The organism is Dryocola clanedunensis subsp. sulfonylureivorans, from assembly GCF_016756775.1.
In the GTDB taxonomy this organism is placed as follows: Bacteria; Pseudomonadota; Gammaproteobacteria; order Enterobacterales; family Enterobacteriaceae; genus Dryocola; species Dryocola clanedunensis.
This window is the reverse complement of sequence record NZ_JAERMU010000024.1, coordinates 1-25,181: the sequence shown is the minus strand read 5'-3', so window position 1 is coordinate 25,181 and position 25,181 is coordinate 1. Positions and strand designations below refer to the sequence as shown.

The window sequence follows — 25,181 nt, the reverse complement described above, 5'->3', positions numbered from 1 at the left end:
TACAGTTTAAAGAAAGTCTGTATAATAGCAATTCTTGAAATATCATTAAAAAAACTACAACCCTATAGGTTGATATTGTCGGTGGGTTGAAGTAATCTCTGCTCATTATTTCAACGTCATCTTATGTGTGGGTATTTTATGAAGCGGTTAAATGAGATCTGGTATCTGCTCTGTTTAGTTTCTGTTTGCGCCCTCTGGGTAAAACCAAATTATGTCTTCTTCAAAGTTGAGCCGAATTCAACTGTTTCGCAGATTTCAGGTTCTATTTTTACTTTGAATTTCAAATGATTGTGAAGTTAAGGAGAAGGGATGTCACACAAAGCACTAACGGCATTTATCGTTAGTTTTATTGCCGGGCGACGGCAAACGAAGCTTGATGCATTCGATAAAGATGCCCAAAAACGGCTGGGTTCTGCCGATGCTGTGCTGCAAAGTGAAATTTTGCAGGAACGCCGGGAGCTGGAGCTGCGGTATGAAACGCTGGCCTGGCTAACGGATGCCGCGCGCCGCGCCGGGCAAATTAATCTGGTGACGCATGCCGCGAAATTCACGCATGGCGATGCCAAAAACAGCAGTTTTTTCAGCGAAGCGACGGTATCTGAAGGCTACTTGTCTACCTCATCGCTTAGCAAACCCGCCGTCGACGCGGTTGGCAATGCGGCTGCCCTGGACGTTGCCAAACTGCTGCAAAGCGAAGTTGAGGGTGATTCTCTGCTGGCCTGTTTACAGCGGCAGGATCCCGCTCCTTTTGCGCCGCTTGCTGAAAACGATCGGCAGTTAAACGACTGGCTCGCTGGTTTTTCAGAAGCGCTCAAATCCAAAGAGCTGGCCTCCCACAAGCTCGCCAAACAGATCTATTTTCCGGTTGCCGACGGCTATCATCTCCTGAACCCACTTTTTTCCTCATCGTTAGCCCATGCGCTGCATCAGCGTCTGGTGGCTTTGCGCTTTAGCGATGAAAGTAAAGCGGCCTGGAAAGCACGTAAAGATGGCCAGTGGCATCCGCAGCCGCTGGTCATTTTTCCTAAAACAGCAGTGATGAATTTCGGCGGCACCAAACCCCAGAATATTTCTGCTTTAAACAGCACGCGCGGCGGGCGCACATGGCTGCTGTCGTCGATGCCGCCGACATGGAAAACACAGCACAACCCTCCTTACGCCAGGAAAACATTTTTTGGGCCTGGCCCCTTCGAATCTGCCACGCGGGATATCCGCCGCCGCCTTATCAGCCTGCTTATCAAATCTGAAGAAGCTAATAACCATGCTATCCGCCGCGTCTGCGATCGCTTAGTTGATGAAATCATCGATGTGCTGTTTAGCCAGGCGGCTGATATTCAGCGCCCTGAATGGTCCTGCTGGACACAGAATGACGAGTGCCAGCTTAAACCTTTGCAGCAATTATGGCTGGACCCGTGGCGTGCGCAGAGCGATGAAGCGTTCCGTCTTGAGCGTGAGAAAGAAGACTGGCAGGCCGCATTAGCGGAAGATTTTGCGCTGTGGCTAAACGGCCATCTGCGACGCGGTGAAATAAACGTTGGCAAAGCCGAGCTTCGGGAGTGGCAAAGCAAACCCTTGTTCCGTCGTCGCCTGCGTGAAATGGAGCAAACCATCAGGAGCTATCGCCATGAGTAATATCATTATCTTACCCTGGCTGGAGGTGGAAAACGCTAGCGCCGTGGCGGGGCTGACGTGGGGCTTTCCCTCAATCACTCATTTCCTGGGCTATACGCACGCCCTGTCACGCAAACTCCAGCTTAGCCATGGGCTGCGGCTGGAAGGCTGCGGGGTAATCTGCCATCGCCATCAGGCTCATGCCTACTCTTCCGGGCGAGATTACCAGTTTGCGTTAACTCGAAATCCCCTCACCAGAGAAGGGAAAACGGCGTCGTTTAATGAAGAAGGACGAATGCACCTGACCGTTTCGCTGGTGATGGAGTGCCACGGTGAAATTGCCAACGGCGATATTGGCATTGGTGATTTGCAGGCGCATCTGCAAACGCTTTGTCAGACACAGAAGCTGGCCGGGGGGTCCATTACCCGTTTGCGAAATGTTCGGGTTTGCAGCCACCAAAAATTTAAAGACCATCTCTTTGGCCTGATGCCCGGCTTTGCGCTGCTGGATCGTTCTGACTGGCTTGCTGAACATTATCAGGCGCTCAAAGCGCACGACCCTGAAACGGAAATGATGGATGCCTGGCTCGACTTCGCGGCGCTGAAGTTCGCGGCGGAAGCCGAGGGTGAACACGCCACGGGGCAGGTGGAGTGGTCCTGGCAGAGAAAGCCACGACCTGGTTATCTGGTGCCGCTGATGACCGGCTGGCAGCGTATTTCTCCGCTTTATGCCCCGGGGCAGGTGATCAACACGCGCGATAGCGAGACGCCGTTCTGCTTTGCTGAAGCTGTTTATGGGGTAGGCGAGTGGGTTGGCGCGCATCGCATTAAACAGGCTGACGAATTGTTCTGGCGTTATCGCACCACCGATACCGGCTACTACTGCCGTGGGCAGGCTACGCCTGCAGACGACAACGAAGAAGTAGACTATTTCGATACATTTTGAGGGATCACATCATGGCTAAAACGACTGGTATTAAAACCGCCTCCGTACTCGCTTTTGAACGCAAGCTGGCGAATTCAGATGCGGTCATGTTCGCTGGAAACTGGGATGGAACTGAGTGGGCACCTGTTCGCATCCAGGAAAAAGCGGTGCGCGGAACTATCTCTAACCGTCTGAAGAACGCGCTGGTGAGCGATCCGGCAAAGCTGGATGCTGAGATCCAGAAAGCCAACCTGCAACGCGTTGACGTTGCGGCGCTGCCTGCGGATGCAGATACATTAAAAATGACGTTTACCCTGCGGGTTCTCGGGAACCTTACAACACCGTCGGTCTGCAACGACAAGCTTTATCAGGACACTTTGCAGGGTGTTATTGAGGGATACATCCAGGAACATGGATTTAACGAGCTGGCACGGCGTTATGCCACCAATCTGGCTAACGGGCGCTTCCTGTGGCGCAATCGCGTCGGGGCTGAACATATCAGGGTGGTAGTTACCCACGATAAGAAAGCCTGGGAATTTAACGCTCATGATTACCCACTGCGTGATTTCGACGGGCAGGCGGAGGGGGTTAAGGCGCTGGCAGCGGTCATAGAGAGCGGGCTGAAGGGCGACACCTTTGTCCTGCTGAACGTTGAGGCGTATGTCCGTCTTGGCGAAGGGCAGGAGGTCTTCCCTTCCCAGGAGCTGGTGCTGGACAGCAACAGCAGCAAAAGTAAGGTGCTTTATCAGGTTAACGAGGTTGCGGCGCTGCACTCGCAAAAGGTCGGCAATGCGCTGCGCACCATTGATACCTGGCACCCTCAGGTAGATTCACTGGGCGCGATTGCCGTAGAGCCATACGGTTCCGTGACCAGTCGAGGCATCGCCTGTCGCCAGCCCAAAGAGAAAATGGATTTCTACACCCTGCTGGATAACTGGGTCACGAAAGGCGAGATTCCTGTACCGGAACAGCAGCATTATGTGATGGCAGTTTTGATTCGCGGCGGCGTCTTTGGCGAAAAATCAGAGTAGGGAGCTGGGGATGGAGAGCTATCAGGAGATTCGATTATTGCCGCATCCGGAATTTAAAGAGCCGATGCTGATGGGCGTACTGTTTTCGAAGCTGCATCTGGCGCTGGCGGCGCGCAAGGCGGGGGATATTGGCATCAGTTTTCCCGAGTCCGGAAAAACACCAGGTTCGGTGCTTCGCCTGCATGGAACAAAAGCGGCACTGACCGAACTGGGCGCCACGCGCTGGCATAACGGGTTACAGGATTATTGTCAGTTGGCGGATGTAAAGCCCGTGCCAGCGGTAACTGGCTGGCGGACGGTGAGCCGTATCCAGGTGAAAAGCAACGTAGAACGCCTGTTACGCCGTTCAGTTCGTAAGGGCTGGCTAACAGAAGAAGAAGCGGAGCTTCGGGCGCTTCAGACGCAGCCTCAGATTACCGGGTTGCCCTATTTGCAGATGAAAAGCCTGTCAACCGGGCAGCACTTCCGCCTGTTTATCCAGCACGGCGAACTGCAGCCGGAGCCGGTCCAGGGGCTGTTCAGCAGCTATGGGCTAAGTGCAAGTACGACGATTCCCTGGTTTTAAGTCTGTTCATAACACGGTTTATCGTTGCTCATCTCCAGTCAGGTAGCAGGAGAGTTTCCTGCTACTTTCTCAGAAGTTTATTTACCCACGCGGCTCTGTAGCTCAGCAGGATAACGAGCACCCTGAACTTCAATGTTTGCCAGCGCCGCCTCGATGTTTTTCAGCTCCGTCGCGGTTAACTGCACCGTTGCGCCGCCCAGGTTTTCTTCAAGGCGATGCAGTTTGGTTGTGCCCGGAATTGGCACGATCCACGGTTTCTGAGCCAGCAGCCAGGCCAGGGCGATTTGGGCCGGGGTGTTGCCTTTCTCTTTCGCGATATTGCCCAGCACGTCGACCAGCGTCTGGTTTGCCCGGCGGGCTTCCGGGCTAAAGCGCGGGACTTTATTGCGGAAATCCGAGCTGTCGAACGTTGTGCTTTCGTTGATGGCGCCGGTCAGGAAGCCTTTGCCTAACGGGCTGAAGGGCACAAAGCCGATACCCAGCTCTTCCAGCGTCGGTATGATTTCTGCTTCCGGCTCGCGCCACCATAATGAATACTCGCTTTGCAGGGCGGTAACCGGCTGTACCGCATGAGCGCGGCGGATGGTCTGCGCGCCAGCTTCTGACAGGCCGAAGTGTTTTACCTTGCCTTCCGCAATCAGCTGTTTGACCGTTCCGGCAACGTCTTCAATCGGCACGTTCGGGTCAACGCGGTGCTGGTAAAGCAGGTCGATGGTTTCAACCTTAAGGCGACTGAGCGAGCCTTCCACCGCTTTGCGGATGTGCTCCGGGCGGCTGCTGAGGATTTGTGCGCCGTCCGGCTGCGGTAGATCAAAACCGAACTTGGTGGCGATGACTACTTTGTCACGCACCGAAGCCAGCGCCTCGCCAAGCAGGGATTCATTGGTGAACGGGCCATAAACTTCTGCGGTATCGAAGAAGGTTACGCCCTGGTCTACCGCCGCATGAATCAGGTTAATCGCCTGTTTTTTGTCGGTCGCCGGGCCGTAGCCAAAGCTCAGCCCCATGCAGCCAAGACCCAGCGCGGACACTTCTAAACCACTTTTACCTAACTGACGTTTTTGCATTGTTCTCTCCGGGAAGTACTCAGGTTGGCGGTAACTCTAGCCGCCGCGGGGCCGGGTGACTATGCGTTGAATCCGCTTGAGCTTATGAGAATGATTCATAAATGGAAGATGCTACGCAGTGGCTCATCGCAAAATGCAATAACTTGCCCGGATGCGTTATGCCGCTTCCAGAACAAAAACATTCTTTAAAATAAGGAATTAACAAGATCGTTTCGCGTGATAGCTTTTGCACATTAAAGGACATTGAGGCACGGATGCCATGCAGGATAAAACCACGACGATGCCGCACGATGCGGTGTTTAAGCAGTTTTTAACGCACCCGGAAACGGCGAGGGATTTTCTTGAAATTCATTTGCCTGAGCACCTGCTTGAGGTATGCGATCTGAATAGCCTGCAGCTGGCTTCAGGGAGTTTTATCGAGGAAAAGCTGCGCGCTTATTACAGCGATGTCCTTTATTCCCTGAAAACACAAACAGGTGACGGCTATGTTTACGCGCTGATTGAACATCAAAGCTCGCCGGACCGGCATATGGCCTTTCGCCTGATGCGCTACGCCATTGCCGCAATGCAGCGCCATCTGGATTTGGGCAATGAGTCCCTGCCGCTGGTTATTCCCATCCTCTTCTACCATGGAAGAACATCGCCCTATCCCTGGTCTATGAAGTGGCTGGAAAATTTTGACGCCCCAAAGCTTGCCTGGCGGCTGTACGGCGGCGAATTTCCACTAGTGGATGTAACGGCGATCCCCGATGACGAAATCATGAAGCATCGCCGGGTTGCCATGCTCGAACTGCTGCAAAAACATATTCGCCAGCGTGATCTCGCCAGCTTGCAGGAGAAACTTATTGCGTTATTATTGAGCGGGTTTACAACCGGGCGTCAGTTGGATGCTGCTATTCACTATATTTTTCGCAGTGGGAATATCAGCGAGCCAGTAATATTCTTCCGGAATCTCACAGCTGGCATACCAGAACATAAGGAGGCGTTAATGACTATTGCGGAATGGCTGGAGCAGAAGGGATGGGCAAAGGGTAAACAGGAAGGTGCCCAGACTATCGCAAGCCGTCTTTTAAAAATGGGTCTTCCAACCGAGACTATCCTCGAAGCCACAGGCTTATCAGAAGAAGAGCTTAAACAACTCCAGCAGCCATAAAAAAAGAGCCGGTGCAAACCGGCTCTCCAGACTGATGACAAATCTACAGCGAACGAATTTCGCAAAGATCTCACCGAATAAATAACAAGGAAAATCAATTGATTGATTTTCACCTGCTGACCACAAAGAAGGAAAAACCACGCTTTTTTCTTCTTTGCCAGCAAACTAAGAGCCGGTGCAAACCGGCTCTCGTAATTACCACCCGGGATTTAAAGCCCTTCGGTACTCTCTTTTTTCGCTTCGCGCGCTTCAACTTCACGATACCAGCGCGGATGGTGCTTCTGCGCCCAGCGGCGGCTGACCTTGCCGACGATCATGCCTTTAATCGATCCCTTCACCCAGAACGCCATATACATATGGATCAGGATGGCGTGGATCAGGATAATGGCCACCGTGGCGTGGATCAGCAGGCTGTAGCGCACGACTTTCATCGGGAAGAAGTCGGCGAAATAAGGGCGCCAGATAATCACCCCGGTCACCAGCAGCACGAAGATCAGGCTCATAATTGACCAGAACATCATCTTCTGCCCGGCGTTATATTTGCCGACCTTTGCGACTTTATGCTCGTTGCCCTTCAGCACTTCAACAATGCCTTTTACCCACGGAATATCGTGCTTATCAGGAATGTTGTGCTTCACGAAGCGGGTGAACATAAACATCAGCGCCACGAAAATCAGCACCCCAAAGAACGGGTGCAGGATGCGGCCCATCTGCGGCGTGCCGAAGGTTTCGGTCAGCCACTGCAGCGTCGGGAAGAACAGCGCGATGCCGGAGAGCGACACGAGGAAGAAACAGATCACCACCGTCCAGTGACAGGCCCGGTCGACAAATTTCGTCCTGACAATCATCTTGCTCTTCTTAGTCATGATGCTCTTCCTCGTCTTCATCCACCTCTTCGTTTGGCCCAATCCCCACGTAGTGGAAAATCAGCCCGGCAAAGGTCGCAATAAAGCCTGCTGCCGCCAGCGGTTTGAGCAACCCTTTCCACAGGTTGATTGGCGTATCAATTTGCGGATCTTTTGGCAGGTTGTGGTACAGCTCCGGCTGGTCCGCGTGGTGCAGCACGTACATCACGTGCGTGCCGCCCACGCCCTGCGGGTTGTAGACGCCCGCGTGCTCGTAGCCACGTTTTTGCAGCTTCGCCACGCGTTCGTCCGCCACTTCCAGCATCTCTTTCTTGCTGCCAAAGTGGATAGCGCCCGTCGGGCAGGTTTTTACGCAGGCAGGCTCCTGGCCGACACTGACGCGATCCACGCAGAGCGTGCATTTGTAGACGCGGTTATCGTCTTTATTCAGCCGTGGAATATTGAACGGGCAGCCGGCGATACAATAGCCGCAGCCAATACAGTGTTCCGACTGAAAATCGACGATGCCGTTGGCATACTGAATGATCGCTCCGGCGGACGGGCAGGCCTTCAGGCAGCCCGGATCCGCGCAGTGCATGCAGCCATCCTTGCGGATGAGCCACTCCAGCCTGCCGTTCTGCGTCGTTTCGCTAAAGCGCATCAGCGTCCAGGATTTGGCGCTCAGGTCAGCGGGGTTATCGTACACCCCGACGCAGTGACCCACTTCGTCGCGGATATCGTTCCACTCCGAGCAGGCGACCTGGCAGGCCTTACAGCCGATACAGCTGGAGACGTCGATCAGCTTGGCGACTTCTTCCTTGTAGTCACGCGCCTGGGGCGGTGGCGTCATGGCGTTAGTGGCCGAACGCTTGAGAATATCCTGAGATTGCATGGACATGAGTTCGCTCCTTACGCCTTCTCAATGTTGACCAGAAACGCCTTGTACTCCGGCGTCTGCGAGTTGGCGTCGCCAACGGATGGCGTCAGGGTGTTCGCGAGGTAGCCCTTGCGGGCCACGCCCTCAAAGCCCCAGTGCAGCGGAATACCCACGGTTTCCACTTCCTGCCCGCCCGCCTGCAAAGTCCGCACGCGCTGGGTGACCACCGCTTTGGCACGGATAAACCCGCGTTTGCTGCTGACTTTCACCATATCGCCGTTGGCAATGCCTTTGGCGTCTGCCAGCTTCTCGCTTATCTCCACAAACTGCTCCGGCTGCATGATGGCGTTAAGCCGTGCGTGCTTGGTCCAGGTGTGGAAATGCTCGGTCAGGCGATAGGTTGTGCCCACGTACGGGAACTCCTCGCGCTTGCCCATGCGCTTAGCGTCGGCTTCAAACAGGCGTGCTGCCGGGTTCGAGATAACGTTCGGGTGCAGCGGGTTGGTGCCCAGCGGCGTTTCAAACGGCTCGTAGTGCTCCGGGAACGGCCCTTCGGCCATTTTGTCGAGGGCGAACAGTCGACCGACCCCTTCCGGCTGCATGATAAACGGCCCGACGCCGCTGCCAGGCGCGGCAGTGTTGTAGTCCGGGATATCGTTACCGACCCATTTCGTGCCGTTCCACTCGATAAGCATCCGCTTCGCGTCCCACGGTTTACCCTGTGGATCTGCCGAGGCACGGTTGTAGATGATGCGGCGGTTGAGCGGCCACGCCCAGGCCCAGCCCAGCGTATTGCCGAGTCCTGACGGATCGCTGTTGTCGCGATTCGCCATCTGGTTACCCTGGCGCGTCCAGCTTCCGGTCCAGATCCAGCAGCCTGCGGAGGTCGTGCCGTCGTCGCGCAGCTGGGCGAAGGAGTCGAGCAGCTCGCCTTTTTTCACCAGCAGCTTGCCCTCTGCGTCAAAGAGATCGGCAAGGGCATAGCCGTTGCTCTCTTTGGCGACTTCTTCAGACTCCGGCCCGTCCGGCAGCTTGTAGTTCCAGGTCATGTTGAGCACCGGATCCTGAGCAACGCCGCCCTGTTCACGGTAAAGCGTGCGCAGGCTGTGGAACAGACCGGCCAGGATCTCGCCGTCGTTGCGGGCTTCACCCGGCGCATCAGCGCCTTTCCAGTGCCACTGCATCCAGCGCCCGGAGTTGACGATGGAGCCATCTTCTTCCGCAAAGCAGGTAGAAGGCAGACGGAACACTTCGGTCTGGATCTGCGTTGGATCCACGTCGTTAGACTCGCCGTGGTTCTGCCAGAAGTTGGAGGTTTCGGTCACTAGCGGATCGATACTCACCAGGAACTTCAGCTTGCTAAGGGAGGCCACGACCTTGTTCTTGTCCGGGAACGAGGCGACCGGGTTAAAGCCCTGGCAGATATAGCCGTTGACTTCCCCTTTATCCATCATGTTGAAATAGTTCAGGACGTCGTACGCCTGGTCCCACTTCGGCAGCCAGTCGTAGCCCCACTGGTTTTCCGCGGTGGCGGCATCGCCCCAGAAGGTCTTCATCAGGCTGACGAAGAATTTCGGGTAGTTGCCCCAGTAGTTGACCTGCCCCGGCTGCGTGGCTTTTGGCGTGTTGGCAGCCAGATAGCTTTCCAGGCTTTCCTGCTTGTCTTTCGGCAGGGTCAGATAGCCCGGCAGGCTGGTGGAGAGCAGCCCTAAATCCGTTAACCCCTGGATATTGGAGTGGCCGCGCAGGGCGTTCACGCCGCCGCCCGCCATGCCCATATTGCCCAGCAGCAGCTGGATCATCGCCATGGTGCGGATGTTCTGCGATCCAACGGAGTGCTGTGTCCAGCCGAGAGCGTAGAGGAAGGTGGTCGTACGGTCGGCGGCGCTGGTGGAGGCCAGCACTTCGCACACCTTGAGGAAATCTTCCTGCGGCGTGCCGCAGATATGCTCAACCACGTCCGGCGTATAGCGGGAAACGTGCTCTTTAAGCAGGTTCCACACGCAGCGCGGATCGGTCAGCGTATCGTCGCGTTTTGCAAAGCCGTTCTCGTCGAACTGGTAGTTCCAGCTGGTTTTGTCGTACTGGCGCTTTTCGGCGTCGTAGCCGCTGAACAGGCCGTCATCAAAGCTGAAATCTTCACGCACCAGCAGCGCGGCGTTGGTGTAGTTTTTGACATACTCGGCGTTGATTTTGCCGTTTTCGATCAGGTAGAGGATCACGCCCGACAGGAAGGTAATGTCGGTGCCGGAACGGATCGGCGCATAGATATCCGCCACCGAAGCGGTGCGGGTAAAGCGCGGGTCGACCACGATAAGCGTGGCGTCGTTGTTGTTTTTGGCTTCCATCGCCCAGCGGAAGCCGACCGGGTGGGCTTCAGCGGCGTTGCCGCCCATTACCATCACCACGTTGGCGTTTTTGATATCAACCCAGTGGTTGGTCATCGCACCGCGACCAAATGTTGGAGCAAGACTTGCTACCGTTGGTCCGTGTCAGACGCGCGCCTGGTTATCTACCGCTAACATGCCCAGCGAGCGGGCAAACTTCTGCGTTAACATGCCGCTTTCGTTGCTGGAGGCCGAGGCGCACAGCATGCCGGTGGAGAGCCAGCGGTTCACCGTGACGTTCTGCTCGTTCTTCTCGATGAAGTTGGCGTCGCGGTCTTCCTTCATCAGGCGGGCAATGCGCGCGAAGGCGTCTTCCCAGCTGATGCGCTGCCACTTGTCGGAGCCCGGCGCGCGGTATTCAGGGTAGCGCAGGCGGTTTTCGCTGTGGACGTAGTCCAGCAGGCCAGCGCCTTTCGGGCAAAGCGCCCCGCGGCTCACCGGATGGTCCGGGTCCCCTTCGATATGGAAAATGCTGGATTTGGCGTTTTTCGCGCCGTCACCCAGGCTGTACATCAACAATCCACAGCCTACGGAACAGTAGGTACAGGTATTGCGGGTCTCTTTTGCGCGCAGCAGCTTGTAGTTGCGCACTTCCGCAAGTGCCGCCGTTGGAACGAGTCCCAACATCGCGGCCGTTGTGCCTGCCATTCCGCCGGCGCAGATTTTAAAGAATCTTCTGCGACTGACGTCCATCTTAACCTCATTGGTATGACGAATTAACGACGGTGAAAATAGCAGCCAGGCGGGGGGGGATATTGAGTGAAATCAAATCGCTAACGAATGGGTAGAGAAATACTCCTTAAGAGGTGCCGAAGTCTTAGAATGGATAACCACTATTGACATGTGGATATAAAAAGGCTGGGTAGGGCGGACAGGCGCATCCACATCCGCCCCAGGATTGTTAATCGGTACTCCAGATCTCACTGTTTTTACGCACCAGCTCCGTCAGCAGGCCGCCTTCGGCGATGAACTGACGGATTCGTGACGTGTCGCTGTCTTTGTTACGGACGTAAGCGGCTACGTCTTCTAACGTCTGCGATCCTTTCAGCTCTGCGGCGTAGGGGGCAAGGGTATCGAGCAAGGGAAGGAGGTCTTCGGCAATGCTGCGTTGCTCCCCGGAGCGAACATCCGTTAGCGTCCCGTCTAAGCCAAACCGGCACGCCTGAAAACGGTTAAAGCGGTAGAGGAGATAGTCTTCGGAGCGGGGCACAAACGGACGTTCCGCCAGCAGCCAGTGGGCGGTGGCCTGAATAAAACCAGCGATGTTCACCGCGCGGGAGAGGGTCAGCGGCGTGTCCATCACCCGGACTTCAACGGTGCCAAATTTAGGGCTTGGGCGAATGTCCCAGTGCAGATCTTTGATCGACTGCACGATACTGCTGGTTTCCAGCCGCTGATACATCCACAGGAACTCCTGCCAGTCACTCACGAAGGGTGCATGGCCGTTATCGGGAAAGGCGGAGAAAATATTCAGGCGCGATGAGGCGTAGGTTGTGTCGTGGCCCTGGATATAAGGAGAGGAGGCGGAGAGAGCGATAAAATGCGGCACGAATCTCCCCAGCCCGTGCATCAAGTAAATGGCATCTTCTTCATTATCACAGCCAACGTGAACGTGCTGGCCGAACACCGTCGCCTGCTTCATCAGGTAGCCAAAGAGTTCAAGATTGCGGTTATAGCGCTCGTTCTGGCAAACCTCCTGGCGCTGCCACTTCTGCCACGGATGGGTGCCGCCGCCACAGATAGCGAGATGATGGTTACTGGCCGCCTGCATCACTCGGTGGCGCAGGTCTTTGAGCTGGGTACAGGCGTCTTCCACATCCTTACAAACGCCGGTAGCAATCTCCAGCATGCTCTCGGTGATATCGTGTTTCACCTCCCCGACGCTGACCCGATCTTTCACATCCTTGATAAGCAGGGAAGAGTCCTGGCTCAGGTCATAGGTCGGCGGGCTGACGATCTGCATCTCCAGCTCAATGCCCAGTGTGAAAGGATCGGAATGCGCAAAAGAGGTAAGAGGCATAAGGCTATCCCATTAAACGTGTTGGATTTATGGGGTAAGTATAGTTGTACAGCAACGCTATGAGAGCCCGGAAATGTTCCGTTTACCTTTATTCCCGCTCCACCGAAAACCACCGCTTCCACACAAAGCGAATCACGAAATACTCCACCGCGCCCAGCGCCAGAAACCAGATGCAGAAAATGATGGTGTAGAGCTGGTTCAAATCCAGCAGATGGAAGGTTTCCATCAGGCGATGCGCAAGCGTTAGCGTCAGCATAGGGGCAGGAAGCAGCAGGCAGGAGAAAAAGGCCAGCAGCAGGATACCACCCGCGCTCATCAACGTTTCAAGAGGATGCTTCATATTGTTAATTTCACGTTAAAAACCGTATTGTCCGCGAATTCTTTTGCCAGTGCAAACCACGTAGCCTGTTTGTCGGGAAATGCCAGTTGCAGAAGGTGAAAAGAGATAAAAATTTATTCCTTGCTCAGCGCCGCTCATCTATTTGTCAGCCCTCAGACTGTGCACTACAGTTTATTCACCAGCAATTCAATACGCTAAAAAACTGAGTTTTACATTCATTTTTCGATACAGAAAGTCTTCATCGATAAACATATTTTCGTGTTGCCGCATTCCTGATGACCCCCTAAATACCATTCTTAAAATGGAATCGAATTATGAACAAAGTTTACCGCCTGGTATGGAGCGAGACGCAACAAGGTTATATTGCCGCGGCTGAAATCACCAAAAGCCAAAAGAAAAAATCCCGCAGCACGCTGCAAGCCGCAACGGCCATCGCGCTGACCCTGGCGAGCGTCCCGGCGTTTGCCGACGATGTGCAGTGGGCAGGCGCTTACCCCTCTTATCTCTTCCCGACCGGCGTAAATTATGACGCGGTGGTGAATACCGGTACGGCCTTTACTATCGATAATGATACCGGCACGGCAAACCATTTTGCCTCCGGCACTACGCTGAATATCCTGGGGCCACTTCCTTCTATCGCTGCCGGAGTCGTTGGCACACCGCGGAACGTCATGGTGAGCAATGCCCTGTCCGACAGCGCGGGCCCCGACCAGGGACGCATAACAGAAATCATCGCGACCAGTTCAAGCGGTGCGGATGTGCCTATTACGTCGGCAAATATCGATCAGTTTAACTATTCCACCAATACAGTCACGGCGCAGCAAAACCAGGAGCTTAACGTTGAAGTTCCCGGTCTGGAAGGTAGCTATTCTGTGGTCAGCGTGTATGACTCAAGTACTTTCATCTCGTCAGGCTCCGCTAAGGTAGGGGACCTGACCCTTCCGGTTTATGACCCGACCTCGTTCCGCATTTACAATAACTTCAGCATTGCCAGTATCGAATCTGTCGGCGGGACGGCGAACATTAACGTTGGCGCCGATACCAGTTCGACAACGCCCATTTTAGCGCCAGCAAACACGATTTCTCTGCTGGCGAAAAACAGTATTCTTGCCCGTGCCTCCGCATTGGATGTCCCGACCAGCACCGTTAACTGGCAGTCCGATAACTTTATCCATTTTGCCCCCGCGCCGGTCATTAACAGCGATCAGCAAAGCTACCAGGCGGTAAGTTCGCAATACGATGACACCATCACGCTGCCTAACTATGTCCAGGTCGGGAAGCGGGTATTTCTGAGTCCGACTAATCCTTCCATCGAATTTACGATTAAATCCCAGGCCGATATCGCGACGGTGAACGATTTCCTGCTGGGACAGGGCGAGTACGCGGGCAATAGCCAGATTCAGCTATGGCTGAATGGGGGCGTGCAGCTTCCCGCAGAATTCGGCGGTAACGTCATTGATTCGGTGACCGTGGCGCAAAATACCTATGACGGCATCATCACCAGCCTGCTGCAGGATGAGGAGCAAAACAGGGTCAACCTCTCGTGGCATGTCTGGGAGGACAGCCTCGCGCACAATAATAATGCGACGCTTGCCACCGGCGACCTGAACATTATTTATGCCACCGGAATTAACGCCGCAGGCAACGTCACCAGCACCGGTAGCCTGGCGGTAGACGGGGCCTCTGCGGTCATGCGGGCCGACAGCAACGCAACCTTGACCAACAATGGCAATATCAATCTCTGGCGCAGCAGCAGCCTGAGCCCTGCCGGGGTGGGGATGCTGACCACAACGGCTACGGCAATCAACAATGGCACACTTAACGCTGGCCTGTTGATAGAAAAGAACGGCTCCGTTGTCGCGCAGCATAACCAGGGCACGAGTGCGATGCAGGGCAGCGGCATCAGTACGCTGACCAACACGGGCTATATCAACGTTGCCTTACCGGATGGCACTTCCGCTAGCGTGGCCGGTATGCGGGCGCAGGACAGCACGACAGCCACGAACAGCGGGTCCATTGCCGTTGTGGGTAACCCTTATAACGCCGAGGGGCGTTCACCTGGTATTGGCGCAGATATCTCTGGTGCCTCCACTTTTACAAACACCAGCGGCGGGCGCATTACCGTTGGCACAACGCCGATCACCAGCACGCTGACCGGCACGCCATCGCCGATGGTGGGCAGCAATGAGCAATCTGCGGGTATCCGCACCAGCAGCAGCCAGGCGGTCACCAACGACGGGACGGTTAACCTCGGGCTGAATACGCGTAATGCGGTGGGGATACTGGCGCAGGAGGCGACCGGCCAGGTCACAAACAACGGCACCATTAACGTTTTAGGCAATCTGGTCAATGGCTCCGCCTCACCGAACTACGGGCTGTCGGTACGGGACACCAACAATGTCGTTAACAATGGCAGAATCAATGTCATGGGCGACAATAACGCCGCGATTAATGTGCTGGCGGAAAAGGCGACGGCCAGCGTGAACTCTTCAGCCACTGGCGTCATAACCGTGGGTGGCGACGGCGATACCGGCAACAGCGACGGCAACCCGTTCACCTACCGTAACTACGCGGTGTATGCCGAAGGGATCAACGCGGCGGCGACGGCAAACATCTCCTCAACGATTAACCTGCTGGCCGCCGGGGCCATTGGTGTTCATGCCCGCGGTACGGCAACGGTCAACGTAGCGCCGACGGCCACGTTAACCTTCAATAATACTAACCAGATCGGCTATTACGCCTATGGTCAGGATGCAAAGATCAACCTCACTAATGCGACGCTGAATGACAACACTAAAAACGGCTCGATCCTGTTTGTGGTCGATCACGGCGCAACATTCGACGGCACAACGGGAACGTCAGGTCTGCCATTCAGACTCACCGTGGCGGGCGTAGGGTCGACGGGAGTCTTTGCAAACGGGCGGGATGATGGCCTGGACGGCACCATCAATACGGGCGATGACGTAGCAACGACGCTGAATACCGGCCCGGCAACCATCAATGTGAATGGCCTGAACGGCGTTGGCGTAAAGGTCACCGGTGGCGCAACGGGCACCATCACGAACGGCGGCATTGTTCTTGGCGCGAACAACACCACCGCCGTAGTGGTCGATGGGCGAAATTACTCCATTAATGGCGATATTGGCCCGGCCAATCAGGCGCTGGCAACCAATGTCACCTCATTTGCCGATACCGAAACACTGGCGAATCAGAGCGGTATAAAAGGCTATGACGTTTCGCACCAGGGCAAGGTGACCATCAACGGTGACGGCATGCGCCTGGCGGGCACGAATAATATTGGTATCTACCTGCACAACGGGGGCATTGCGGATAACCGTGCTCCGATAGACGTTTCCGGGACCAATAATATCGGCGTCTATATCCAGGATCAGGGCACCTTTACTAACGTCGCAGCCAGCCTGGGAACAGGCGACATCAACGTCACCGGCGCGGCCAACAGCGGCAATGTTGGGGTGAAAGTCCAGGGCGCAGGTGCGCAGGTTACGCAGCTCGGGAGAGTCACCGCGGCTGGCGGTCTGGCGGCGGTACAGCTGGTTGGCGATGGCGCTACGCTTGCGGTGGGTGGGACGGATAACCAAATCATCGCCAGCGGCGGGGCCGATGGGATCCGCATGGATACGGGAGCAGCCTCGCTGACCGCCAGCGACACGACCATCACGATTTCCGGCTCCGGCGCAGGCATCAATAACAACGCCGACAGCAGCAATATTTCGCTCAATAATGTGATTATTAACGCGGGTGACGGCCCGGCGATTCGTACGGCGGTCACCTTTGATGCGGAAGGTGCGGGTAATATCCTGAACGTGGCGGGCAGCGGCTCCGGTTTCGCTTTTGAGCGCCCCGGTGGGTTAAACACGACGGGTAACCTGACCATCGGCACGGGCTACACCATTAATGGCAGCGGCGTTAATAGCGTGGGTATTCTGGCCCGCACTAACGGCAGCGTGAACTCCGGGGCCAATATCACCATGGGCGGTACGGCGGGGGCGGCGATTTCCGCAGCGGATGCCAGCGCGGTCACCAACCGTGGCACCGTTCAGACCAGCAGCAATACCAACAGTACCATTCTGGCGAATAACGCCTCGTCCTTTACCAACAGCGGTTCCGTAACCTCAACGGGCATACTCAATAATTCGGCGCTGGTGCAAATTAACGGCACGGCGGCAAACCGAACGATCCTCAATACCGGCACCTTGTCCAGCAACAGTCCGACGCAAACTGTGATCGACGCCAGCGGCAGCGGTAATAACACCATCACCAACCAGGGCACGCTTTCAGCGGGAGATGCAGGGGCTACGGCAATCTTATCCGGCAGCGGCAACGATGCGATTACGCTGGCGGGCGGGGCGACCCAGGGCGAGATAATCGCCGGCAGCGGCAGCGATAAGTTTAGCTGGGACAGCGGTACGCTTACCGGCGGCGTAACCTTTACCGGTAACGACGGCAACGACAGCGCCACTATTGGCGATGTTGATACCAGCGAGACGCTGCACATCCTGAGCAACGGTGGCAGTAACAATACGCTGACGTTCAACAATACCAGCGCGGTGATGGGCACGCTTGGGGCCGACAACATCTCCATCGGCACCAACATCGGCAGCGGCTGGAGCCAGCTGACGCTGAACGGCGCGGATGCGGATGTTCGTGTTGCCAATAACCTGGCGCTAAGCGGTGCTCAGGGCATCAGCGTCAACAGCGGGGCCACATTACGCAGCGGCAACAACGCGGTTAATACCGGCAAAAGCTCGATCAACGATTTCAGCGTAGTGACCAGCGATCCGGCCAGCCTGCTGGTGTTCGACGGTTCGCAGTCGCAGACCTATAGCGGCGTTATCAGCGGCAACGGCGGCCTTGAACGGGCCGGAGGCAGCACCATTCTGCTTGGCAATAGCACCTACACCGGCAGCACGCTGATTGATTCGGGGGCGGCTCTTCAGCTCGGCAGCGGCGGCACAACAGGTGGCCTGTCAACACAAACCGCGATAACCGACAACGGCATTCTGACGGTGAACCGTTCCGATGCGGTAGCGCTCAACGGCGCTATCACCGGCAGCGGTGAATTCCACCAGGACGGCGCGGGCATTACGCGGCTTGGCGGCACAAACAGCTATGGCGGCGTAACGCAGGTTAATCAAGGGACGCTGCTGGTCAACGGCAATCAGCAAAACGCCACTGGAGCCACGTCCGTGGCGGACAACGCAACGCTGGGCGGGCGGGGCACGATTGGCGGCGATGCCTCCTTTGGAGCCAATACTGTATTAACCCCAGGGGATGGCGGAGCGGGCTCGCTGAATATCAACGGCGACCTTAACCTCTCCTCCACGACCAACAGCAAGTTCGACCTGGGGCAGGTGTTTAATCAGGGCGGGACGCTGAACGACCTGGTTAACGTCGGCGGCGATTTAAGTCTGGACGGCACGGTCAACGTTTCGCTGACGCCGGGAGGCATTTTCGCGCCGGGGGTTTATCGCCTCTTTAATTACACTGGCGGCCTGGACAATAACGGCATGGACATCGGCACGCTGCCGGTTGGCAACACGTCGGTCTACAGCATTCAGACGGGCATTCCGAAAGAGGTCAACCTGGTGGTCGGTTTTGAAAACGATACCTCCAACCTGCAGTACTGGGACGGCCCGGAAGTTGGCCTTAGCCACGGAACTACCGGTTTTGAAGGCGATAATATCATCCAGGGCGGCAGCGGCATCTGGTATGCACAGGCGTCGGTAGACAGCAACAACTGGACCAATGAGCAAGGAGTCGGTAACGCCCCGTGGCAGCAGCGGCAGTACGCCGTGTTCTCCGGCACCGGCGGTAACGTGGTGCTGAGCGAGGTCAACGGCCCGATTTATAACGCCGGCATGCAGTTCACCGTCGATGGCTACACCCTGAGCGGCGGTGCTGGCGGAACGGTACCGCTGAATATGGTGCGAACCCTCGGGCTGGTGCCGGCGGTTAATTATGCATCGGAAGGCGAAACGGCGGCCAACGCCTACTACATCGTGCGCGTTGGGGCGGGCGGAGCGGGTGAGGCGACCACCGCGACCATCGCCGCCAACCTGGTTGAAGACAGCGCCTCGTCCGACGTCCTGAAGTTCCTGAAATACGATCCGGGCAGGCTCATTCTGACCGGCAACAACGGCTGGCGCGGCGGCACGGAAATCTACGGCAGCACGCTACAGGTTTCTGCCGATGAAAACCTGGGGCTGGCAGGAACGTCGATACTGATCAACAACAATTCGACGCTGCAAATCGGCGCGGACTTTACAACTCCTCGTCCCATCTTCCTGAGCGAAGCAGGCGGAGGGCAGTTCGACCTCTATGGCAATACCTTTACCCCAACCGGCTTGATTGGCGGCGCGGGGCAGCTGACGATAAAAGACACTTCTGCCGGGACGGACAGCAGCGTGCTCAACCTCGATCGCGCAAATACTTACCAGGGTGACACCACCATCACCGGCAAAAACGGCAGTGCGGCAGTGACGGTTAACGCCAACGCGACAGGTGCGCTGGGCAAGGCAGACAGCAAAGTGACGGTGAATCAGCAGGGGACGCTGGCCTTTAACAATGCGGCGCAGGCGGAAAATCACGCCTTCACGCTGGATAACGGCACGCTGAGCTTTAACGATACGGCGAGCGCGGCAAATAGCACGGTCACCGCGCAGAACGGTGGCGTGGTGAACGTTGCCGATAACGCGACCGGCGGCCAGGGGCTGTTTACGATTCTGGCAAATAGTACCCTGAACCTGCTCGGTGAGGCCAGCGCGGAGCTTGCCCGCGTCACCAACACCGGCACGGTCAATATTGCCGATGCCGCACAGGCTGAAAGCGCAACCATTGCCAATAACGTCGGCGGCATAGTCAACGCCTCCGGCGTCAGCGGCACGACGACCGTCGGCTCGCTGAGCGGGGCGGGTAACGTCGAGCTGGGCGCGGCGACGCTTAACGAAGGCAGCCTGAACCTGAATGACACCATCAGCGGTGTCATCAGCGGCAGCGGCGGTAGTCTGGGCAAAGTTGGCAGCGGCACATTGACTCTGACCGGGGACAACACCTGGACCGGGGCGACCACCGTGCAGCAGGGGGCGCTGCTGGTTAACGGTAATCAACAGGCGGCGACGGGTAACGTCACGGTCAACGGCGGTGCCACGTTAGGCGGGGCCGGGGTGATCGGTGGTGCGGTGAACGTGGCGGATAACGCCCATCTTGCCGCCGGGGCGGACTTAACCAGCGTCGGGGAGTTGACCACCGGGGCGATGACCCTGAATCAGAACTCACAGCTGGACTTCCAGTTTGGCCGGGCCTTTACCGCGGGCGGCGCGCTTAACGATCTGATTAACATCAACGGCGATCTGCATCTCGACGGCAAACTCAACATCACCCAGACGCCGGGCGGCTCGTTCGACGTCGGCGTCTATCGGGTGCTTAACTACACCGGCAGCCTGACCAACAACATACTGGACATTGGCAGCGCACCTCCGGCGGCGGATGACCTGTATGTGCAGACCTCGGTGGCAGGCCAGGTCAACCTCGTCAACCGCACCGGCGTGGTGCTCAATTTCTGGGATGGCAACGGCCCGACGGATGGTTCGACGAAAAACAACCGTGAAATCGAGGGCGGCGACGGCGTGTGGCAAAACAGCGCCGGCAACGACAACTGGTCGACGGATGCGGTTAAACCCGCAGGGCGTATTAACGCCCCGTTCAGCGACGGCTCGTTTGCCATTTTCGGCGGCGAAGCGGGTAACGTTACGGTGGACAACAGCCTCGGCGAAGTGCGCATCAGCGGCGCACAGTTCACCACCGATGGCTATGTCATCAATGACGGCGTGATCGCCACCAACACGGCTGACACAAAACTGCGCGTTGGGGATGGCACCCTCAGAGGGGCGAGATATACCACCACCATCAACTCCGCCATTGCGGGCAGCGGCGGCATCAATAAAACCGACCTCGGCACGCTGCTGCTGAATGGCGAAAACAGCTATGCGGGCGGCACTACCGTCAGCGGCGGGGTGCTGCAGGTTGCGCGTGACGCTAATCTAGGCCAGGCAGGAACGAGTCTAACGCTGAACGGCGGGACGCTGCGTTATGGCGCGGCCTTTGATACGGCGCGGGCTGTCGACCTCGGGATTGTCGGCGGCAAAGTGGATACTAACGGCAACAACGTTTCCCTGCTTTCCGCCGTGAGCGGCCTGGGTGCGCTCACCAAAACGGGTGAGGGAACGTTAACGCTGACCCAAAACAGTACCTGGCTCCGCGGCACCACCATCAGCGAGGGTAACCTGCAGCTGGGGAACGGCGGTGAAACGGGGAGCGTGCTGGGGAATATCCTCAACAACGGCGTTTTGCAGGTTAATCGCAGCAATACGCTGGTGCTTAATGGCGACATCTCCGGCAGCGGGCAGCTCTGGCAGCAGGGCAGCGGCACCACCGTGCTGAGCGGCAGCAACAGCTACACCGGCACGACGCTGGTGGAGAACGGAACGCTGAAGGCGCTGGGCGCGAATAAATTCAGCGCTGATTCAGCGCATGTTGTCAGCAGGGGCGCGCTGCTGGATACCGGCGGCAGAAACCAGTCGGTGGCCGCGCTCGTCAACCAGGGCACGGTTAATCTACGCGGCGACGACGTGGGGTCGACGCTGACCGTCAACGGCGACTACGTGGGCCTGGACGGCACGGTGAAAATTGCCGCCCAGCAGCACAGCCCGGGCGTAGCGGACAGGCTGGTGATCAACGGCGGCACGGCGAGGGGCAGAACCCTGCTCGATATCGACGTCAGCCAGCTGGGCGAGCAAACCGACGGCGACGGCATTACCGTTGTCGAAGCCACCAACGGCGCGACGACCACCGCGCAAACGACGAAAGATGCCTTCACCATCGGGGCAGACCATCTCGAAGCGGGCGCGTGGGAGTATCGCCTGTTCGCCGGTAACGCCCAGGGGCAGGGCGAAGACTGGTTCCTGCGCACCGCGTACCGCCCGGAAGTGCCGGTCTTTACCAGCGTAGCCTCCACCATTCGCCAGGCAGACCTGGCCGTGCTCGGCACGCTGCATCTGCGCGTCGGGGACGAAGATCCCTATAACGTTAACGTCCCGGAGGACAACGAACCGCGCTTCTGGGCGCGCTATATCGTGCAGTCCAGCAACCAAAAGCTTAACGACCAGACCCGCAGCGAATCTGACACCAACATGAACGGGATGCAGATGGGCTTTGACCTGTACTACAACCAGAACTGGCGTGCCGGGCTGTACACCACCGTGCTGGATGTCGACAGCACCATCAAGGGTGAAAACAGCGGCGGCTACGGCGTGGCGGGCTATAACTCCACGCTGTCGGTTTATCTCGGCGGCTACGCCACCTGGACGCATGAAAATGGCTTCTATGTTGATAACGTCCTGCAGTACGGCAACCACAGCGTCGATCTGAAAAATCAGCAGCAGAACGACAGCTACAGCCCGGACGGCAACAGCTATCTGGCGTCCGTTGAAGTGGGTAAACCGTGGGCGCTGTGGGACAGCAACTGGTCCATTGAGCCGCAGGCGCAGCTCATCTGGCAGCACAGTGATTTTGACAGCGTCACCCTAAAAGGCGACGCCAAAACCCGTGCTTCCATCGACGCTGACGACGCGATCATTGGCCGACTGGGCCTGAGGCTGGCGGCGAATTACGACACCAATCTGGGCAAGGTGAAACCGTACGTGCGGGTCAACCTGTGGCAGGAGCTGTCGGACGGCAGCGACACGGCGAGCTTCGAAAACACTGCCAACAACGCGGGCGCAACCACCATCACGGCCGATCAGCAATACAGCACCACGGAAGTGGCGCTCGGCACTACCTGGGAAGTCACTAAAGACGTGCAGGCCTATACCGAGGTGGGCAGGAGCTTCCAGAACGGCGGCTCGAACAGCAAAATCGAGAACGACTTTAACGGTTCACTGGGCATGAAAATTCGCTTTTAGATAACAGAGGATGACGCTGCGATCGTGGCCGAATAAGCGCAGCGTTATCCGACAAAAATGAGTGATTTGTTTTAATTAAGAGTTGGAGAACTCGATGAATAATACCGATAAAAGCCGACGCGACTTTTTAAGCGGCGGCGGCAAAATGGCGGCCGCCTGCGCGATCCTGGGCGCAACGGGGTCGATGGCACAGGCTGCAAAGCCTGCCTCTACGGCCTGTCAGCCCGCTAGTGCGATGAGGCTAATAAAAGGAAAGCATTACTATCTGGATAACGTGCGGCTGGAAGCTGGTTTTGTGCGCGACGGGCAAACCGTGGTGGCGACGGAAACCGAGCTGAAAACGCTGGAAATCAAAGACGGCAAAATAGCGGCGCTGCTCGCCAACAGGCAGCACCCGGACGCCACGCTTGCCCATTACGATGCCGGCAGCAAACTGCTGCTGCCGGCCATGCGCGACATGCATATCCACCTGGATAAAACTTTTTACGGCGGCCCATGGCGCGTCCACAACCGCCCGGAAGGCACGACAATTATGGATATGATTGCCTTCGAACAGAAGCTGTTGCCGGCGCTGCAGCCCTACACCCGGGAGCGCGCCGGAAAGCTTATCGACCTGATTCAGTCGAAAGGCTCGACTATCGCCCGCAGCCACTGCAACGTGGAGCCGGTGTCCGGCCTTAAGAACCTGGAGAATCTGCAGGCGGTGCTGGAGCAGCGCAAATCCGGCTTCAGCTGTGAGATCGTTGCCTTCCCGCAGCACGGTCTGCTGCACTCCAACTCCGTTGCCCTGATGCGCGACGCGATGCAGGCCGGGGCGCACTATGTGGGCGGCCTTGACCCAACAAATGTTGACGGCGCGATGGAAAAATCCCTCGACGCCATGTTCCAGATTGCGCTGGATGAAAACAAGGGCGTGGATATTCACCTGCATGAAACCAGCCCGGCGGGCATCGCGGCGGTGAAGTATATGGTGGAAACCGTCGAGAAAACCCCGCAGCTGAAGGGCAAACTGACCATCAGCCACGCCTTCGCGCTGGCGATGATGGATGAAAAGCAGGTGGATGACATTGCCAGCCGCATGGCGGCGCAGCAGATTAGCATCGCCTCAACCGTACCGATTGGCACGCTGCATATGCCGCTCAGGCAGCTTCAGGAGAAGGGCGTGTTTGTCATGACGGGGACGGACAGCGTGATCGACCACTGGTCGCCGTACGGCCTGGGGGACATGCTGGAGAAAGCCAATCTGTACGCCCAGCTCTACGTCCGCCCGAGCGAACTGTCGCTGTCGCGTTCGCTGGCGATTGCCACCGGCAATATCCTGCCGCTTAACGACAAGGGCGAGCGGGCATGGCCGAAAGCTGAGGATGAAGCCAGCTTCGTGCTGGTGGACGCATCCTGCTCCGCAGAAGCCGTCGCGCGTATCTCGCCGCGTACCGCCACTTTCCATCAGGGGGAGATGGTCTGGGGGAGCGTGGGCGCTTAACGACTCTGCCGGATGACGAAGCGCTTTTCCGGCGCTGGCTTTTCCCTCTCCTGTAAAGGGAGAGGGCGTTGATTATCCCTGATGAGGCATTAAACCAGGGATGGTCGCGACTGCGGGTTTGTTGCTTTGCAGCGCCTGTTCGTCGGCCTTAATCGAGCCGCTGTTATCGGCCCAGGTGCCTTCCTGAGTCTGCGTTATCGCCTGGTGCTGAGCGTTCAGGTTCTCGCCCATAGCGGCGATATGCTGAGTTTCAGTCCCGCCGCTGTTATCCGCCCACGGAACGGTAGCGTCGGCTGCTGCGGCCAATAAAGGGGTGCAAAGGGCACTGGCTAATAAAACTGCGGTTAATGTTTTCATTTTTTTCACCTGCGTTGCATGACTGGTTTCAGGATTAATAAGGGATTGATCTCGCTGTGGCTTATCAAGCTTAACGTAATGAAAATGGTGCGAGTCCTTCTAACGGTAAAGGAACGTGACTTTGTGACATCTTTTCCCGGTAAAGTTCTTTTATTTTAATGACCTGCATTTTTGTTTTCACGTTTTCGAAATAAATTGCAGGCTAATAATACCAATTGATTGTTATTGCAATGGTTTGCTGCAGCCTGAAATCATCCACCCTGAATCAACTTCCGGCGCACCCTCCATAGGGATGTCGGATGGCGCTGCGCTTATCCGACCTTGTATCTTGGACCGGTAGCTGGTTAGCTACCGGTTACACGAAACGGAGGAAGCTTGTATCCGCCCTGAAGACGCCGATCTTTCTTCGTAGCTTAAGCCCTCCGTTTCACCTTTCACGTCACTCAAAATCCGAACGGTAACCAGAAGCTCTGACTTCGTATGTACAAGGCTGGAATGACGTGTTGGCTCAGGTGAAAGGAGACAAAATATGTTCACTCT

Annotated in this window: 14 protein-coding genes; 7 read left to right on the top strand and 7 right to left on the bottom strand. The window is 56.7% G+C overall.

Annotated features, from left to right (window positions below; genetic code table 11):
* Positions 1–309 precede the first annotated feature (309 nt).
* From csy1 to cas6f, 4 genes are read left to right on the top strand one after another with little or no spacing between them, the layout of a single operon-like run.
* Positions 310–1,632 (top strand): type I-F CRISPR-associated protein Csy1, encoded by a 1,323-nt coding sequence (gene csy1 / locus HYQ67_RS19905; RefSeq protein WP_202306722.1) that lies wholly within the window; start codon positions 310–312, stop codon positions 1,630–1,632.
* Positions 1,625–2,557 (top strand): type I-F CRISPR-associated protein Csy2, encoded by a 933-nt coding sequence (gene csy2 / locus HYQ67_RS19900; RefSeq protein ID WP_202306720.1) that lies wholly within the window; start codon positions 1,625–1,627, stop codon positions 2,555–2,557. Before csy1 ends, csy2 begins: the two co-directional genes overlap by 8 nt.
* Before the next feature lie 11 nt (positions 2,558–2,568).
* Entirely contained in the window at positions 2,569–3,567 is a 999-nt protein-coding gene (csy3, locus tag HYQ67_RS19895; protein WP_202306718.1) for a type I-F CRISPR-associated protein Csy3, read from the top strand.
* A 10-nt stretch (positions 3,568–3,577) separates the two neighbouring features.
* Complete coding sequence (gene cas6f, locus HYQ67_RS19890) at positions 3,578–4,132, top strand: type I-F CRISPR-associated endoribonuclease Cas6/Csy4 (RefSeq protein ID WP_202306716.1); 555 nt, start codon at positions 3,578–3,580, stop codon at positions 4,130–4,132.
* 77 nt (positions 4,133–4,209) lie between these two features.
* Here cas6f and HYQ67_RS19885 read toward each other — a convergent pair whose 3' ends face one another.
* On the bottom strand, positions 4,210–5,199 hold the full coding sequence (locus tag HYQ67_RS19885) for an aldo/keto reductase (protein ID WP_202306714.1): 990 nt from the start codon (positions 5,197–5,199) through the stop codon (positions 4,210–4,212).
* A gap of 259 nt (positions 5,200–5,458) precedes the next feature.
* Here HYQ67_RS19885 and HYQ67_RS19880 point away from each other — a divergent pair, with 259 nt between their 5' ends.
* Positions 5,459–6,352 (top strand): Rpn family recombination-promoting nuclease/putative transposase, encoded by an 894-nt coding sequence (locus HYQ67_RS19880; protein ID WP_202306712.1) that lies wholly within the window; start codon positions 5,459–5,461, stop codon positions 6,350–6,352.
* Positions 6,353–6,561: 209 nt separating this feature from the next.
* Here the strand turns inward: HYQ67_RS19880 and fdnI are convergent, their stop codons facing one another.
* The 5 genes from fdnI to HYQ67_RS19855 form a co-directional block, all read right to left on the bottom strand.
* Complete coding sequence (gene fdnI / locus HYQ67_RS19875) at positions 6,562–7,218, bottom strand: formate dehydrogenase-N subunit gamma (RefSeq protein WP_202306710.1); 657 nt, start codon at positions 7,216–7,218, stop codon at positions 6,562–6,564.
* Entirely contained in the window at positions 7,211–8,095 is an 885-nt protein-coding gene (gene fdxH, locus HYQ67_RS19870) for a formate dehydrogenase subunit beta (RefSeq protein ID WP_202306708.1), read from the bottom strand. Before fdxH ends, fdnI begins: the two co-directional genes overlap by 8 nt.
* 11 nt (positions 8,096–8,106) lie before the next feature.
* Positions 8,107–11,154: a formate dehydrogenase-N subunit alpha gene (gene fdnG, locus HYQ67_RS19865; RefSeq protein WP_202306706.1), complete on the bottom strand. Its 3,048-nt coding sequence runs from the start codon at positions 11,152–11,154 to the stop codon at positions 8,107–8,109.
* Between the two features lie 208 nt (positions 11,155–11,362).
* A complete protein-coding gene (locus tag HYQ67_RS19860) occupies positions 11,363–12,481 on the bottom strand; it encodes a YbdK family carboxylate-amine ligase (RefSeq protein ID WP_202306695.1) in 1,119 nt (372 codons plus the stop codon).
* A gap of 88 nt (positions 12,482–12,569) precedes the next feature.
* Positions 12,570–12,821 (bottom strand): DUF1158 domain-containing protein, encoded by a 252-nt coding sequence (locus tag HYQ67_RS19855; RefSeq protein WP_202306693.1) that lies wholly within the window; start codon positions 12,819–12,821, stop codon positions 12,570–12,572.
* Between the two features lie 314 nt (positions 12,822–13,135).
* Between HYQ67_RS19855 and HYQ67_RS19850 the strand changes: the two genes are divergently transcribed.
* Positions 13,136–22,801 (top strand): autotransporter-associated beta strand repeat-containing protein, encoded by a 9,666-nt coding sequence (locus tag HYQ67_RS19850; protein WP_202306691.1) that lies wholly within the window; start codon positions 13,136–13,138, stop codon positions 22,799–22,801.
* 94 nt (positions 22,802–22,895) lie between these two features.
* On the top strand, positions 22,896–24,284 hold the full coding sequence (locus tag HYQ67_RS19845) for an amidohydrolase family protein (RefSeq protein WP_202306681.1): 1,389 nt from the start codon (positions 22,896–22,898) through the stop codon (positions 24,282–24,284).
* 72 nt (positions 24,285–24,356) lie between these two features.
* Here the strand turns inward: HYQ67_RS19845 and HYQ67_RS19840 are convergent, their stop codons facing one another.
* The gene (locus HYQ67_RS19840; RefSeq protein WP_202306679.1) at positions 24,357–24,641 is read right to left on the bottom strand and encodes a hypothetical protein; all 285 of its coding nucleotides are present in this window, start codon (positions 24,639–24,641) and stop codon (positions 24,357–24,359) included.
* Positions 24,642–25,181: the final 540 nt, after the last annotated feature.

Excerpts from the sequence above, each read along its gene's own strand:
- csy1 (WP_202306722.1), top strand. The coding sequence starts at position 310 with ATGTCACACAAAGCACTAACGGCATTTATCGTTAGTTTTATTGCCGGG.
- csy2 (WP_202306720.1), top strand. The coding sequence starts at position 1,625 with ATGAGTAATATCATTATCTTACCCTGGCTGGAGGTGGAAAACGCTAGC.
- csy3 (WP_202306718.1), top strand. The coding sequence starts at position 2,569 with ATGGCTAAAACGACTGGTATTAAAACCGCCTCCGTACTCGCTTTTGAA.
- cas6f (WP_202306716.1), top strand. The coding sequence starts at position 3,578 with ATGGAGAGCTATCAGGAGATTCGATTATTGCCGCATCCGGAATTTAAA.
- HYQ67_RS19885 (WP_202306714.1), bottom strand. The coding sequence starts at position 5,199 with ATGCAAAAACGTCAGTTAGGTAAAAGTGGTTTAGAAGTGTCCGCGCTG.
- HYQ67_RS19880 (WP_202306712.1), top strand. The coding sequence starts at position 5,459 with ATGCAGGATAAAACCACGACGATGCCGCACGATGCGGTGTTTAAGCAG.
- fdnI (WP_202306710.1), bottom strand. The coding sequence starts at position 7,218 with ATGACTAAGAAGAGCAAGATGATTGTCAGGACGAAATTTGTCGACCGG.
- fdxH (WP_202306708.1), bottom strand. The coding sequence starts at position 8,095 with ATGTCCATGCAATCTCAGGATATTCTCAAGCGTTCGGCCACTAACGCC.
- HYQ67_RS19860 (WP_202306695.1), bottom strand. The coding sequence starts at position 12,481 with ATGCCTCTTACCTCTTTTGCGCATTCCGATCCTTTCACACTGGGCATT.
- HYQ67_RS19855 (WP_202306693.1), bottom strand. The coding sequence starts at position 12,821 with ATGAAGCATCCTCTTGAAACGTTGATGAGCGCGGGTGGTATCCTGCTG.
- HYQ67_RS19850 (WP_202306691.1), top strand. The coding sequence starts at position 13,136 with ATGAACAAAGTTTACCGCCTGGTATGGAGCGAGACGCAACAAGGTTAT.
- HYQ67_RS19845 (WP_202306681.1), top strand. The coding sequence starts at position 22,896 with ATGAATAATACCGATAAAAGCCGACGCGACTTTTTAAGCGGCGGCGGC.
- HYQ67_RS19840 (WP_202306679.1), bottom strand. The coding sequence starts at position 24,641 with ATGAAAACATTAACCGCAGTTTTATTAGCCAGTGCCCTTTGCACCCCT.